This window comes from Chryseobacterium aquifrigidense, from assembly GCF_006716485.1.
GTDB lineage: Bacteria > Bacteroidota > Bacteroidia > Flavobacteriales > Weeksellaceae > Chryseobacterium > Chryseobacterium vietnamense.
This window is the reverse complement of sequence record NZ_VFPD01000001.1, coordinates 3,188,452-3,202,721: the sequence shown is the minus strand read 5'-3', so window position 1 is coordinate 3,202,721 and position 14,270 is coordinate 3,188,452. Positions and strand designations below refer to the sequence as shown.

The following is a 14,270-nucleotide window of genomic DNA, read 5'->3' as shown; positions in this document are numbered from 1 at the left end:
GAGTAATCTTTTCCAAATATAAGAAATTTTCATTTTGTTACAAGTTCTTGTAACAAAATTTGTAAAAAAAATTACGCCCTTTGTATAAAGTGCTAATAAATGGACGTTTTACAAGATGAAATACTAAAAAGATTTGGAGAACACGTCAAAGATTTAAGACTTAAATCTGGGCTTACCCAAGATGATGTTGTTCTAAATAGTTCCAAAATTACTAAAGGTACAGTAAGCGATATAGAAAATGGAAAAAGAAATTTTGCATTTACTACATTAATTGATTTGGCCAAAGGTCTAAATGTAACACCTAAAGATTTATTGGATTTCAAAATTGATTAGAAATCCTGGCGAGAGTGGATTTGTTTTTATTAATCTATTGGTATGGGGAAAAGTATTGGCGAAAAACGAGAAGGTTTTCAATTCAGAGTTTAACCCCGCATTTTGCCAATATGATGTTATATGTAGTTATATTTTTCTTTGACTTACAGAATGATTTAATATTTCAAAATATATTATTGTTATCCAATTAAGTATTTCATCATTTACTAACTTAAAAAACAGATCACTTTGAATAATTTCGTTAGATCTGATATTTCTTTGGCCACCAATTGCAAAATGAAAATAACGATTTCTTAAAGTAATTACTAATTTTAATATGAATTTGTATTCAAATGATATTTTCGTATTGGGTACGTCAGTTTTTAAATTTGAGGGATCTAAAATATTTTTCAGTAAAGTATAATATTTTGATGCCAGTATTGGATCAACAGTTGTGAAATCTATTTCTAATTCACTTTCTAAAAGGGAGCTATCAATTATTTTCTCTTGAAATTTTTCAAAAAATGATAATTCACTTTTTGCTGTCTCAAAATAACTTTTTAGTCTATTAAATGTACCAAAATAGTCTCTGGAATATGAAGAGTATATCAGTGGGAAACTATAAGAAATATATTCAATAATCCTATATAAATGAAGGAATGATGTTGTGTGATTCTCTTTTTCCGTTGCGAAAAAGTAAGAGCATACCTCATCAATTAATAATTCATAATATGTATCATTTGAATGTTCTGAAGTACTTATATAAAAATCCAGATCAGAAAGTTGCAAAGGATGTGTTAATGCTTCTCTAATTGGTTTTGTTGAGATAATTTTTTTTACTTCTTTTCCTAATTTAGAATAGTTTGTTTTTTGGATAAATATTTCACTAGTGTAATTATTTGCAATACTTACTGTACCTGTCAGAAGCCTAATTAAATAAGATTCCTTTCTTGTGCCTGCATTTAATATTAAACTTGGCACAAGTGAACTTTGAAATCTTGACTGAATTAATTCTGTAAAACTGTAATTCATTAAAAAGTATAATCATTAAACATATCTAATAGATCATATTCACTCATTTGGTGTTGAGTTTCAAAATTTTCAATAAAAAATTTCACCAAATTTCTTCTCTCTTTGCTAAGCTTTATTGTAGATAAATTTAGTCCTTTAAATGTAGTTTCGAATATAGAGAGTGATTTTTCAAAATCTTCTAAAGTTACATTTTTAAAATAATTATAAGACTTTCTAATTCCTACTGAAAAACCAATTACATTATTAGTGTTATCAAACCATTTTTTAGTTAGTGATGATTCTGAAAGGTTATTTATCAAATTAATAACATCTGAAAATTCTAAATTATCATTTGTGATATTAGATTCCATAATTTTTTTAGTTAAAAGATTATCCATCTTTTCATCAATAATTTTTTTGTTATCAATAGATATGCTATTAGTTATAAAAGCTAGATAACCTTTAATTATGCTTGATTTTTCAAAATGATTTTCATTCTTTCCTTTTGTACCTTTTTGCTTGTCTGTTATTATTTTTATACCTAATTCATCAAAATTATAAATGTTACTTAATAATATTTCAATCTGATGATTTGCCGACATTGGTTTTTGTCCATTATTTAAGGTAATCATTCTATACAGCAGGTTATCCATTGATTTACAAATTAGGAGATTTATGAATAATGGACGTTTTAAATCTAATGATTTATCAATCTCCGGATAAGTATAAGCATTATGTAAAGTATTCAAACGTTGTATGCCATCTAAAATAAACATGTTTTCAATATGCTTATTCACATATGTTTTAAGGTCTGATAAAGAACCTGATGAATTTTCATATTTATTATCAATGATTGCAATAGTAATAGGAGGCATAATACAACCATTTAATATATCATCTTTTAATCTTCTATAAAATGATGGATTTTGTAGATTTCTTTGTATATCTAATCTATTAATTAGAGGGTAGAGATTTTTTATTGCAAAATCATATGTTGTGTGACCAGTAATGAATTTACTTTTAATTACTAAGTCTTCATTTATTGTTGACAATTCAATCATTGTTTCTCTTTTATTTAATTACACATAACATCCAAATATACGCATTGCGCAAATATCACATATATATTATTACGCTTATTTCATATGTGTATTGTACAATTGTCTGTTAAACAATGGTTTATTTTTAGTTGTTTTGGGATAAACGCAATAGTATAATAAATGATAAACAAAGGGGTTGTCTACAAAACAAAAAACCGCCCTACAAAAGCAGAACGGTTTATATATTAAATTGTCTCAGCAACAGCTGTTACATCATTCCTGGCATTCCACCACCCATTGGCATAGCTGGTTCAGCGCTCTTTACTTCAGTGATTACACATTCAGTTGTTAAAAGCATTCCAGATACAGAAGCTGCGTTTTCAAATATATTTCAGCAGATCCTTGTCAAGGTTTTAAACCTTGACAAGGATTCCAATCTAAATATCTTACCTTAGATTTACATACAAAAAAACCGCTCTACAAAAGTAGAACGGTTAGTATATTAAATTGCCTCGGTCGCTGACCGTTACATCATTCCTGGCATTCCACCACCCATTGGCATAGCTGGTTCAGCGCTCTTTACTTCAGTGATTACACATTTAGTTGTTAGAAGCATTTCAGATACAGAAGCTGCATTTTCAAGGCTAATTCTTGTTGCTTTAATGCAGAAAATTTTGATAAAAGAAATTTTAATCTCGTTCCATTATCCGGTACCAATTTTTTTCTAATTTCCAATTATATTCAGGTTTTAGTTTTATTTGTTCTTCGTATTGCTTTTGTGTCTCATTATCGTTTGTGAATATAAAATAAGTTTGTGGTGATTCGAAAAAGCCCCGAGAAATCCAAAATTTGATAGTTTTTGTACCTTCTGTTTTATTTTGACAAATCCAGATGTCATTTCCACCATTTGAAATAATTGGGAAGTCAAATGAAAGTTTACAAATACCATTATTCACTGTTGTATCGGGTTTCAATTTTTCTGTCAAAACATCTTTTACTATTTGATTTCGCCTATTATAAGAAATACTCCAGTCAATTTTTCAATAATAAAGTTGGGGATTTTGTTGAAATTGTAAAACGTTAGAAAAAATAAAATTAATGTTACTGAAAGATTTATTATTCTGTTTACCTTTATATTTTTCTTTTCTTTGATTAATTTTATTACTTGTCTTACTGTTAAAATTAGCAAGATTATACACACTAAAAGCCAAGAAAAGGGTTGGATAAAATAGGGAAGATAAAAGTAGTCTGCAAAAACATAAACTAGCCAGATTATTACCGAAACTGTTATTTTTTTTGTCATTCAATTAAAGTTGAGATATTTTGTACAGTAAAAACTTTTAGTAAGTTATAACTTTTAATAATCCATCAATTCCACTTTTCCCATATAGACTTACTGCCTGATTTTTGGAAGTATAATCTATTTGTTTAATATCTAACTTATCTAATGTTTCAATAAGTTTTCCTTCTTCGTAGCTTGTAATATTCCAATTGATCATTAACATAGGTTCTTTTCCTAGTTCATCAGTTTCGATTTTTGTTTTTAGAAATATTGAGGCATCATATTTTTTTGATGAATTATTTTCTATAGAGTAGTAGCTAGGTTTTTTAATATTTAAATTATACTCTTGGATTAATGTCCAGAATTTTTCAGACCAATTTTCTGTATCCCAAATTTTAATTTTTGAGTTGAGTATATATTCAATTTCAGATTTGTTTTCTTTGTTATTAACCAATACGTTCGTTAATATATTAATGTCATACGGATACTGAGATGTTTTTAATTCATCAATTAAAATTTGGTTAAAGGGTGTTAAGTCTACTTTAGATTCCTGTAGATGAAAAATAAAATTACCCAGATTAACACCCCTTTGAGTTTTTAAATTTGAAGAAATAAATGTATTGCGTTCACTTTTGCTCATTTTTTTTAATCCAAATGATTCATTTGCCTTACAGTTTAAAATTAGGGTAAATATGAAAAAGATTAATAAGTAAGATAGTATTTTTTTCATGGTTGGATTTTTGTGCCTATCATTAAAGTTTGACAATCAAATATACAAAACGGCTTAATAATAAAAAAAACCGCTCCACAAAAGTAGAACGGTTAATATATTAAATTGTCTCAGCGACACGCTGTTGCATCATTCCTGGTATTCCACAACCCATTAACATAGCTGGTTCAGCGCTCTTCACTTCAGTGATAATACATTCTGTTGTAAGAAGCATTCCAGATACAAAAACCGCGTTTTCAAGGGCAACTCTTGTTACTTTAGTTGGGTCGAGGATTCTTGCTTCAAGTATATTGAACTATTCGTCGATTTTTGCGTTGTGTCCAAAATATATTGTTTTGCAAGGATTTGTGCCAATAGTAATTGTATTTTATTTTTTTACAATAACTTGTTTTGTCACAGATTTATTGTTTTTGAAAGTTAATTTTAGGTAATATATTCCAGAAGAAAAATCATTCATATCTAATTTAATGAAATCTTTTGTATTTGTAATGAATTTAGGAGTTAGAAACCTTCCATCAGCACTATATAATTCTACTTTTTCAGCTTTACCATTTAAACTTATATTGATATAATCGGAAGTAGGATTGGGATATACAACAAATTGTTTTTCAGTTTCTTTTTCTAATGTCCCTAAAACTGTATTCCCGGTAAAGCTTCTGTATATTTTTCCATTTGTTCCTGCTGTGAAAATATAATTATTAACTAATTCAAGAGAGTTTATACTATACTGAGTTGTTACTGATGACCAATTTATTCCGCCATTTATGGTTTTGTATATTTCACCATTTTCATTTACAATATATCCTATATTAGGGGTGTAAAATTTTGTTAACGTATAGTAGCCGTAAGGAACTGATATTTGTGTCCAACTTGTACCACCATTAGTTGTTTTGTAAAATAGAGAATTATCTCCCACAAAGTAACCATTATTTTCATCAACAAAATGAAAAGATTTGATTCCACCTCCTGCTACTTCAATGAGTTGATTCCAGGTGTTACCTCCATCTATAGTTTTATACATTGCTCCATAATAATTCCCGATTCTATTAGCATAACCCACAAGCGAGTTTACAAACTGAATATTTCCAAAGGCTTGGTTTGATACCTGTGTCCAACTGCTTCCTCCATTTGTTGTTTTCATGACTTTTTTTTGGTTAAAACCACCAGAAATAAAACCAATATTACCATCCAAAAAACAAATTGAACTTATCCCTTCATCTATAATATCATTTCCATTATTTAATATTTCCCATGTTGATCCTCCATCAGTTGTTTTATAAACATGTCCTCCATATGTTCCTCCAGTAGTTGCATATCCTAAGTTTTCATTAACAAATGTGAAATCGCTACTAGTAACAGAAGTGCCAAGATTTAACGTGCCAACCAATGTCCACGTGTCACCAAAATTATTGGTTTTGTAAAATTGATTATCAGTTAATGCAAAACCAACATTATTATTCACTATTTGTAGTTGCTTAAAATCATTGTAGGTGGGCGAATGTTGTGTCCATGTGTTTCCTCCATCTATGGTTTTAATTATTCGTCCTCTTGCCCCCGTAGCAAAGCCTTTATTACTGTCCTGAAAGAAAATGCCATACATTGAAGTATAGTCAAAGTATCCGTCTTGGAAAAAAATCTGGCTCCATGTAATTCCGCCATTAGTCGTTTTATAAGTTGCACCATAATCTCCTGTGGCAAAACCATTATTTTCATCTAAAAAGTAAAAATCATACATTGCTTCAAATGATCCTGTAATTTCTGTCCAAGTTTCGCCACCATCTGTAGTTTTAAATAAGTAATCGTGTTGTCTTGATGCAAAACCGACATTCTGGTTTATGAAATAAACCGTGAAAAAGTTAGATGGGAATGTCGTAGTACTATAAGTATTATACCAAGTGTTTCCACCATCTATAGTCTTTTGTATCTTGCCGTTATTACAAACAGCATGTCCAACCAAAGAACTTGTAAAGGCAGTTTTGACAACTGTTACGTTTGGAATAGTATAACTTAACCATGTAACTCCACCATCAAGTGTTTTAATGATTTTATTTGAGCTTGATAGAATAATTGTGCTATTGTCTATAATATTTACTGTATTAAAAGAATCATTAAAACCAGTATATATTTGTTGCCAATTTACACCATTATCTATGGTCTTTAAAATATAACCGAAATCCCCTGCAACATAGCCAATCCCATTCTTAAAACTAATATCATTACCACCCGTAATATTTTGTTTTTTTGTCCAAGTTGTACCAGAATCTATAGTTTCTAGGAGTTCATTTGATGTAATTATAAAACCTTTATTGCTAGAAACGAATTCAATATGCTTTCCTGTATTTGTTGTTGGTTTGGGGTTTAAAAGCTCCCAAGTAGTCTGAGAAAATGTTTGATTAAAAGTAATAGTAATTAAAAATAGTAAAAGTATTTTTTTCATTTATGTTTTTTTATAACGTTTTTATTGTGATCAAGTATGATCATGGAAATATAATATTTATAAGCAAAAATAGTGTAAATGCAATTTTAGTTAATTGCTAAATCTTTTCAGAGCTTTGATTCAAGTTTAAAGTTTGTATAATTAAGAACTTTATTGTATGCTTTCATGGTTTTATTTAGAGGACCAAATATAGTTAAAAAACTAATACAAATAAAAAACCGTTCTGCAAGGCAGAACGGTTAGCATATTAATTTATCTCAACGACAAGTTGTTACATCATTCCTGGCATTCCATCACCCATTGGCATAGCTGGTTCAGTGCTCTTTACTTCAGTGATTACACATTCAGTTGTTAAAAGCATTCCAGATACAGGAGCTGCATTTTCAAGGGCTCTTGTTATTTTAGTTGTGGAGTTGATAATCTGTGAGACTTTGAATTAATAGTACTTTACTCATTCGTTAATAAATATAATAAGTTTGTCATCAGCTATTTTTGAAATAATTGTATCATTCCTTTTTTCCGTGATTTTATATTTTTGTGAATTGAATTTAATGAATTCTTCGTTTTCAGAATATTTTAATAGGATATATTTTTTTTGATCATTGCTATAATTCATTTCAAAAGGAAATTCAAATTTTTGAACTGCAAAACCTTCACTGGCTACAAACCAATATTCACTGAGTATTTTATACCTGTATTTATATCTTTGTTTAATAAGGTATTTTTTGTTTTCAAATTTTATGAAACACTTTGGAGGATAAATATTTTCGTAATTAGCATTGTATTCAGCACTTTCAACAGTTAATTTTAACTTTGTACTTATTAGAATTCCAATGAAAATTATAATTAACAAAGATAGAATTTTTAAAAATTTCATTTAATGGTTTGTTTTTGAAATGCTTACAGTAATTCACAAATATATAAAAACAACCTCAGTGCAAATAAATAAAACTTTTATAATTATCAACTAAATTTCAAACAAAAAACCGCCCTACAAAAGCAGAACGGTTTATATATTAAATTTGTCTCAGCAACACGCTGTTACATCATTCCTGGCATTCCACCACCCATTGGCATAGCTGGTTCAGCGCTCTTCACTTCAGTAATTACACATTCAGTTGTAAGAAGCATTCCAGATACAGAAGCTGCGTTTTCAAGGGCAACTCTTGTTACTTTAGTTGGGTCAATGATTCCTGCTTCAAGCATGTGAACATACTCGTCAGTTTTCGCGTTGTATCCGAAGTCTCCAGATCCTTCTGCTACTTTCGCAACAATTACAGAACCTTCACCACCTGCGTTGGCAACGATTTGTCTTAATGGCTCTTCGATCGCTCTTTTCACGATTTTGATCCCTGTAGTTTCGTCAGCGTTAGCACCAGAAAGTTCGTTTAATGAAGAGATTGCTCTTACTAAAGCAACACCACCACCTGCAACGATACCTTCTTCTACAGCCGCTCTTGTAGCGTGTAGTGCATCATCTACTCTGTCTTTTTTCTCTTTCATTTCTACTTCAGAAGCAGCACCTACGTAAAGTACAGCAACACCACCAGCTAACTTAGCTAGTCTTTCCTGAAGTTTCTCTCTGTCGTAGTCAGAAGTTGTCGTTTCCATCTGAGCTTTGATCTGAGCTACTCTTCCTTTGATTTTCGCTTCGTCACCACCACCGTTTACAACAGTTGTGTTGTCTTTGTCGATCGTAACTTTCTCAGCAGTTCCAAGCATATCTAAAGAGATGTTTTCCATAGTGAAACCTTGCTCTTCAGAGATCACCTGTCCACCTGTAAGGATTGCGATATCTTCCAACATTGCTTTTCTTCTGTCTCCAAATCCTGGAGCTTTTACAGCAGCAATTTTAAGAGAACCTCTTAGTTTGTTTACTACCAAAGTAGCTAAAGCTTCACCCTCAACTTCTTCAGAGATGATTAATAGAGACTTACCACCTTGTGCAATTGGCTCAAGAACCGGTAGCAATTCTTTCATTGAAGAGATTTTCTTCTCTACTAAAAGGATATATGGGTTTTCTAGTTCAGCTAACATTTTCTCAGGGTTAGTCACGAAGTAAGGTGACTGGTATCCTCTGTCGAACTGCATACCTTCTACAACATCTACCGTTGTATCGATACCTTTAGCTTCTTCTACAGTGATTACTCCTTCTTTTCCAACTTTTCCGAAAGCTTCAGCGATCAAAGCACCGATAGTTTCGTCATTGTTAGCAGATACAGAAGCTACTTGCTTTACTTTATCTGTAGAATCTCCCACAGCCTGAGACTGTGCTTTAAGGTTTTCAACAACAGCAGTTACCGCTTTGTCGATTCCTCTTTTAAGATCCATTGGGTTAGCACCTGCCGCTACGTTCTTAAGACCTTCTCTTACGATAGCCTGTGCCAATACAGTAGCGGTAGTAGTACCGTCTCCTGCGATATCATTAGTTTTGGACGCAACTTCTTTTACCATTTGCGCTCCCATATTTTCTACTCTGTCTTCAAGTTCAATTTCTTTTGCAACAGACACACCATCCTTAGTTACGTGTGGAGCACCGAAAGATTTTTCGATTACTACATTTCTCCCTTTAGGACCTAAAGTTACTTTTACTGCATTAGCCAATGCATCTACTCCTCTCTTTAGAGCGTCTCTTGATTCAATATCGAATTTTATTTCTTTTGCCATTTTGATTAGATATTAGATGTTAGATGTCAGATATTAGACAGCTAACAAAAGTTTTTTAATTTGATTTTTTTAATCTGAAATCTGATGTCTGTGATCTTAAATCTTAGCCAATAATTCCTAATAAATCAGCTTCTCTTACGATTAAATAGTCTTTTCCTTCAAGCTTTAATTCAGCTCCTGAATATTTTCCATAAAGAACTTTGTCACCTACCTGAACCGTTGTAGGCTCGTCTTTTTTACCAGGACCTACTGCTACTACAGTACCTTCTTGCGGCTTTTCCTTTGCAGTATCCGGGATGATAATACCTGAAGCTGTTTTAGTTTCTGCTGCGATTGGCTCTACCAGAACTCTGTCTGCCAATGGTTTAAAGTTTACTGACATAATATATTTAATTTTTTAATTATTTCTGTCTTCTAATTCTCTAAATGTATGCCATGAGACGCTGATGGATGAAATGGCAGATTTTTATTTCCGAATGTGAAAAATTGGCAGAAAAATTATTTTTTGCGGGCCGGAAATCCGAAGAGATAACTGGTAGCTACAGGCACTACAAACAAAAGAACAGTAATGGCGGAAACCAGAATTTCCATGGTATGACTGGCTAAAAACTGAGCAAAAGCTGTAGCAGGGTAGAAGTGTTCATATAACGAAAAACTTAGTTTAATACCTAAAATAGCAATGACAATAAAAGCGGCAGTTTCCAGAAAAGGAAAAACCTGCATCAGGCGGACAAACCACTGTGCAATAAATCTCATAGCCAAAATTCCTATAAATACACCCAGCGTAATCAAAAGTAAATTATCTGAAAACGCTACGGCTGCAAAGACATTATCGATAGAAAAAGCAAGATCCATTACTTCCACAATAGCAACCGTTGCCCAGAACTGACCCAATAATCCAATCGAATTTTTATACAGCCAGCTGGATTCTTTATCAGGATTTTCCTCCTGATTTTCTTCATCATCTGTGTTTTTTATTTTTTTGATAAACCAGTCAACAGAAATATAGAGCAGGTACAGTCCTCCCAATGGTTTCAGCCACCATACGGAAATCAGGACGGATGCAAAAATAAGGGCTAGTCCGCGAAATATATAAGCTCCAAGGATTCCGTATTTCAGGGCTTTTTTTCTTTGATGTTCGGGCAGATCCATGACGATGGTTGCCAATACTGCTGCATTATCTACAGAAAGAAGGCTTTCGATAAGGATAAGATTGCCGATAATAGCGATCGATTTTGCCGGGTTTTCTACGATGTCATTGAGAAGGTGTGTAAAATCAGGAAATATCATTTTTTAAGGGAATAGAATTTTGATTAAGTTTTGAAATAATGGCAGCAGAAACTGAAATGCCAATGAAATTGGTAACCGATCTCGCTTCGTTCATAAAACGGTCTATGCTGTATAAAAGGGCAAGATCTGTGGTAGGAATTTTTCCAAACCTGCTTAGGGTGAACATCAGCGCAAGGAAGCCTGATCCGGGAACTCCTGAAGCGGTTTTGGAAGCAATGGAAATTGTTATAAAAAGCCAGAAATAATCCATTGGCGTAAGGGAAATATTGTAAAGCTGAACGAGGAAAATACATGAAATGGAAAGATAAATACAGGCTCCTGCCAGATTAAAATTATATCCGAGAGGAATAATCAGTCGAAGAATTTTCCGGTCATAGCCCTGGGATTCCATTTTGTCAAAGATCATTGGGAAGGCTGTTTTTGAAGAAGATGTTGCCACTACAAGAATGATTTCTTCTTTGATGCTGATCAGAAAATCCCAAAGATTAATTTTAAAGTAAGCCGTTATAACACCTAATATCCCGAAAATGAAGAATACACTGGTAAGATATACCGTGGCAACAATTTTACTTAATGGCAGCAAGGTATTAATTCCATAGACTGAGATTCCGTAGGCGATATTAGAGAAAATGACGATCGGAAGAAATAAATAAACATATTTGATGAGCCTGAAAAACAAATTTCTTCCCGCATCTAAAGCTTTAAAGATATTATTTCTCTTCTTTGAAAGACCGATCACGACTCCTGCAGAAATGGATATGAAAAGAAAAAGGACATAGTTGCTGATATGCAATGGATTCGTAGTTGTTGTTAAAAATCTTTCAGGAAGTTCTTTATGAGAAGAAATAATAATTCCTGTATTGGCACCCGGTTTTAAAAGAAGACCAGATCCGATTCCCAATAAAATACTTACAGAGGTAATGATTACAAAATACAGAACCATCTGGCTTACAATTTTAAAAGCATTTTTAGTACTGAAAATATAACTTACCCCATAGGTTACTGCAATGAAAATAACAGGAATAATCAAAACTTCAAGAAGCATAAAAAAGTAACTGCTTACCTTTTCCAGCGGTTTAGCGACTTCCGGAAAATAATAACCCGTTAATGCTCCACAGATAATCGCTGTGAACACATAAAGCGTAAGGTTTCTTAGATAAGAATCGGTAAATGTTTTTTGCTTGGCAGTTTTCATCATTCACTTTTTATAGATGGTAAGATTACAATATTCAAAGATATAACCTTATATAATACCAAGAATCAAAGCGCTCAACAACATGATCACTGATGATCCTAAGGCCCACTTTAACGTATATTTTAGATGATCTGAAAATTCTACACCGGCCAGCGATACCAGCAGATAAGTAGACGGAACCAGTGGGCTCAGAAGGTGAGAGCCCTGCCCGATAAGACTTGCTCTTCCTAATATTTCCGGCGAAATTCCCAATTGATGACCGGTAGCAACTATAATAGGCAATATTCCAAAATAATAGGCATCATTGGACAGAAAAAAAGTAAACGGTATACTGAATAAAGCGGTGACGATATTCATATAACCACCCCAGCTTTTAGGAACTATTTCTATCATACTGTTTCCCATCGCCTGCATAATCCCTGATCCGTTAAGAATTCCTGTGAAAATTCCTGCTCCAAAGATCATTCCTGCCACTGATAAAGCATTTCCTGCATGTTTGGAAATGATTTTCTGCTGGTCTTTTAATTTTGGATAATTGATGATGGAGGCAATGCAGAAAGCAATCATAAAGGCAATCCCTAAAGGAACAATATCCAGGATCATAACTACCAAAAGGGTAATTGTAAGAGCGAGATTGATCAGGATAAGTTTCGGGCGGCGGAGTGCAGGATCTGCCTCTCCAATAATATCATTGTTGTTGTAGCCGGTAAATTTTCCATGCCTGGCAATCCTGTTTTTTTCTCTTCTTCCCAAAATGTAGGCAACAAATATCACCCACAGGATACCGATAGCCATAATAGGAATCATAGGCACAAATATTTCCGTGTGCCCCAGTTTCAGGGAACTCATTACCCTTGCAGTAGGACCTCCCCAGGGAAGGATATTCATAATCTGTCCGGCAAGCATAATAATACAGGTAAGAATAAGTGGATTCATCCCTTGTCTTTTATACAGCGGAAGCATAGCGGCTACTACAATTAAATAGGTAGATGAGCCGTCTCCATCCAATGAAACCAATGCCGTAAGAACGGCAGTCCCTATTGTTGTTTTGATGGGATTATCTCCAACGGCTTTTAGAATTATATTCACTAAGGGCTCAAAAAGTCCTGTATCTATCATTAAACTGAAATAGAGAATGGCAAAAATCAGCATAACGCCGGTAAGCGCTATTTCTTTCACACCGTTTTTCATCATATCTCCCAGCTGAGGGCCAAAACCTGCAAAAAGGGCTATGGTTACGGGCACAATGACCAAAGCGGTAAGCGGAGTCATCTTTTTGTTCATGATGAGGATCATGAAGATGAAAATCATTAAAAAACCAAGAAATGTAAGCATCGTTATATGTAGATATTAATAAAGTTATTGTTGTTTCTTTTTTCTCCAGTCAAAGCTGTTTCTGAAGCCTATGAATCCGTAATTGCTTGTTTTCCCGGTTTCCATTTGATTGATAAAAGCAAGCTCCAGTGCAGAGTTTTTTCCCAGTTTTATTCCAAGTCCTGCCGTAATACGATTGCTGTCGAAAGGTTCTGATTTATCCATATTCATTCTTATCTCATTTTTAAGAATACCATAAAGCTTTTCTTTTTCTCCTTTTTTATTGAAAGGAATTCTGACGGAGATCAGATAGCGGATCCTTACCTCAAACTCATCCGGATTGCTTAGAAATCGTTCTTCCACTCTGAGGCGGTTGGAGATTGACGTTCTCCCAATGAAGTAATCAGCGGTTACCTGTTGAAAAGGTCTTTTTTCATATCGTATTTTTTTAGAATCGTCAGCATTATAAGATTCAAGAATCAGAAACATGGCTCCTGCGGCAGGTCTTATATTGTCTGCCACTTCATAATCTACATAGGCATTTACCAGAAAGAGTCTTGTGTCATAAGCCAGGTCGAAGGAACGGTACTGGGTAAGTGCGGTTAAAGTACTTTTATCGGTAAGCTTTGCCGACATCAGGTACTGAAACCACATATTGTAATTATCTTTACTCTGACTATAAAGTCCATTGAATAAGCATAATGATAAAATAAGGGTTAATTTTATATTGATTTTCATATAATATTGGGTTAATATTGTACTTTTTCAAATATATTTATTAGAAGGAGCGGCTCTGGAATTTTTCAATCAATGACAGTTTTTCTCAACGAACTGCATTTTGAGACAAAAAGATATTATATTTGATGCGTTTCAAAATAAGGTATGGACTATGTTTTTAATCATTAATTTTATTATTATATTATTGATTATCAGGATTTTATTTAGTGGTAAAATTCTGGAAAGCCTTATGACGTACCGTTGGAAGTTTTTGT

12 protein-coding genes and 1 pseudogene are annotated in these 14,270 nt (G+C 32.9%); 1 reads left to right on the top strand and 12 read right to left on the bottom strand.

Annotated features, from left to right (window positions below):
• The first annotated feature begins 99 nt into the window (after window positions 1-99).
• Window positions 100-333: a helix-turn-helix domain-containing protein gene (locus tag FB551_RS14255; RefSeq protein ID WP_142017951.1), complete on the top strand. Its 234-nt coding sequence runs from the start codon at window positions 100-102 to the stop codon at window positions 331-333.
• 126 nt (window positions 334-459) lie between these two features.
• Here the strand turns inward: FB551_RS14255 and FB551_RS14250 are convergent, their stop codons facing one another.
• From FB551_RS14250 to FB551_RS14195, 12 genes and pseudogenes are all read right to left on the bottom strand, one after another.
• Complete coding sequence (locus tag FB551_RS14250) at window positions 460-1,344, bottom strand: hypothetical protein (protein WP_142017950.1); 885 nt, start codon at window positions 1,342-1,344, stop codon at window positions 460-462.
• The gene (locus FB551_RS14245) at window positions 1,344-2,384 is read right to left on the bottom strand and encodes a hypothetical protein (protein WP_142017949.1); all 1,041 of its coding nucleotides are present in this window, start codon (window positions 2,382-2,384) and stop codon (window positions 1,344-1,346) included. The genes FB551_RS14250 and FB551_RS14245 overlap by 1 nt, the downstream gene beginning before the upstream one ends.
• 1,319 nt (window positions 2,385-3,703) lie before the next feature.
• On the bottom strand, window positions 3,704-4,375 hold the full coding sequence (locus FB551_RS14240) for a hypothetical protein (protein WP_142017948.1): 672 nt from the start codon (window positions 4,373-4,375) through the stop codon (window positions 3,704-3,706).
• A 100-nt stretch (window positions 4,376-4,475) separates the two neighbouring features.
• A pseudogene (locus tag FB551_RS23530) lies at window positions 4,476-4,700 on the bottom strand (hypothetical protein); the annotation flags it as partial.
• Between the two features lie 42 nt (window positions 4,701-4,742).
• Complete coding sequence (locus FB551_RS14230) at window positions 4,743-6,812, bottom strand: YCF48-related protein (RefSeq protein ID WP_142017947.1); 2,070 nt, start codon at window positions 6,810-6,812, stop codon at window positions 4,743-4,745.
• A 451-nt stretch (window positions 6,813-7,263) separates the two neighbouring features.
• On the bottom strand, window positions 7,264-7,689 hold the full coding sequence (locus FB551_RS14225; RefSeq protein WP_142017946.1) for a hypothetical protein: 426 nt from the start codon (window positions 7,687-7,689) through the stop codon (window positions 7,264-7,266).
• Between the two features lie 164 nt (window positions 7,690-7,853).
• Complete coding sequence (gene groL / locus FB551_RS14220) at window positions 7,854-9,479, bottom strand: chaperonin GroEL (RefSeq protein ID WP_047435225.1); 1,626 nt, start codon at window positions 9,477-9,479, stop codon at window positions 7,854-7,856.
• A 103-nt stretch (window positions 9,480-9,582) separates the two neighbouring features.
• Window positions 9,583-9,861, bottom strand: a complete 279-nt coding sequence (locus FB551_RS14215) for a co-chaperone GroES (protein ID WP_034696138.1) — start codon at window positions 9,859-9,861, stop codon at window positions 9,583-9,585.
• Window positions 9,862-9,977: 116 nt separating this feature from the next.
• The gene (locus FB551_RS14210) at window positions 9,978-10,769 is read right to left on the bottom strand and encodes a TerC family protein (protein WP_142017945.1); all 792 of its coding nucleotides are present in this window, start codon (window positions 10,767-10,769) and stop codon (window positions 9,978-9,980) included.
• Window positions 10,756-11,964 (bottom strand): cation:dicarboxylate symporter family transporter, encoded by a 1,209-nt coding sequence (locus tag FB551_RS14205; RefSeq protein ID WP_185097568.1) that lies wholly within the window; start codon window positions 11,962-11,964, stop codon window positions 10,756-10,758. Before FB551_RS14205 ends, FB551_RS14210 begins: the two co-directional genes overlap by 14 nt.
• Before the next feature lie 48 nt (window positions 11,965-12,012).
• Window positions 12,013-13,299, bottom strand: coding sequence for a CitMHS family transporter (locus FB551_RS14200; protein ID WP_047435216.1), 1,287 nt, complete (start codon window positions 13,297-13,299; stop codon window positions 12,013-12,015).
• A 24-nt stretch (window positions 13,300-13,323) separates the two neighbouring features.
• The gene (locus FB551_RS14195; RefSeq protein ID WP_047435213.1) at window positions 13,324-14,016 is read right to left on the bottom strand and encodes a DUF2490 domain-containing protein; all 693 of its coding nucleotides are present in this window, start codon (window positions 14,014-14,016) and stop codon (window positions 13,324-13,326) included.
• Between the last annotated feature and the right edge of the window lie 254 nt (window positions 14,017-14,270).